The organism is Burkholderia sp. AU32262 (assembly GCF_020419985.1).
In the GTDB taxonomy this organism is placed as follows: domain Bacteria; phylum Pseudomonadota; class Gammaproteobacteria; order Burkholderiales; family Burkholderiaceae; genus Burkholderia; species Burkholderia semiarida.
Window position 1 is genome coordinate 1 of record NZ_JAIZRS010000080.1, and the last position, 761, is coordinate 761.

A 761-nucleotide genomic window follows, 5' to 3' on the forward strand; every position below is an offset into this window, starting at 1 on the left:
CGGGTCGACGGCATCGTGCTGCGCCGTGAATTCACCGAAGGCACCGACGTCAAGGCCGGTCAGCGCCTCTACAAGATCGATCCGGCGCCGTACATCGCGGCGCTGAACAGCGCGAAGGCGACGCTCGCGAAGGCGCAGGCGAACCTCGTCACGCAGAACGCGCTGGTCGCGCGCTACAAGGTGCTGGTCGCCGCGAACGCGGTCAGCAAGCAGGACTACGACAACGCGGTGGCCACGCAAGGCCAGGCCGCGGCGGACGTCGCGGCCGGCAAGGCGGCGGTCGACACCGCGCAGATCAACCTCGGCTATACGGATGTCGTGTCGCCGATCAGCGGCCGCGTCGGCATCTCGCAGGTCACGCCGGGCGCCTACGTGCAGGCGAGCCAGGCGACGCTGATGTCGACGGTGCAGCAGCTCGATCCGGTGTACGTCGACCTCACGCAGTCGAGCCTCGAAGGGCTGAAGCTGCGCCAGGACGTGCAGAGCGGCCGTCTGAAGACGAGCGGCCCGGGCGCGGCGAAGGTGTCGCTGATCCTGGAAGACGGCAAGACCTACTCGGAGCCGGGCAAGCTGCAGTTCTCGGACGTGACGGTCGACCAGACCACCGGCTCGGTGACGATCCGCGCGGTGTTCCCGAACCCGGGCCGCGTGCTGCTGCCGGGGATGTTCGTGCGCGCACGGATCGAGGAAGGCGTGAACGAGAACGCGTTCCTGGTGCCGCAGATCGGCGTCACGCACGACCAGAAGGGGCAGGCGATCGC

1 protein-coding gene is annotated in these 761 nt (G+C 68.7%); it reads left to right on the forward strand.

Features of this window, described 5'->3' with window-relative positions:
* Positions 1 to 761, forward strand: a 761-nt coding sequence (locus tag LGN10_RS33390; protein WP_226226296.1) for an efflux RND transporter periplasmic adaptor subunit, incomplete at both ends; no start/stop codon positions are given.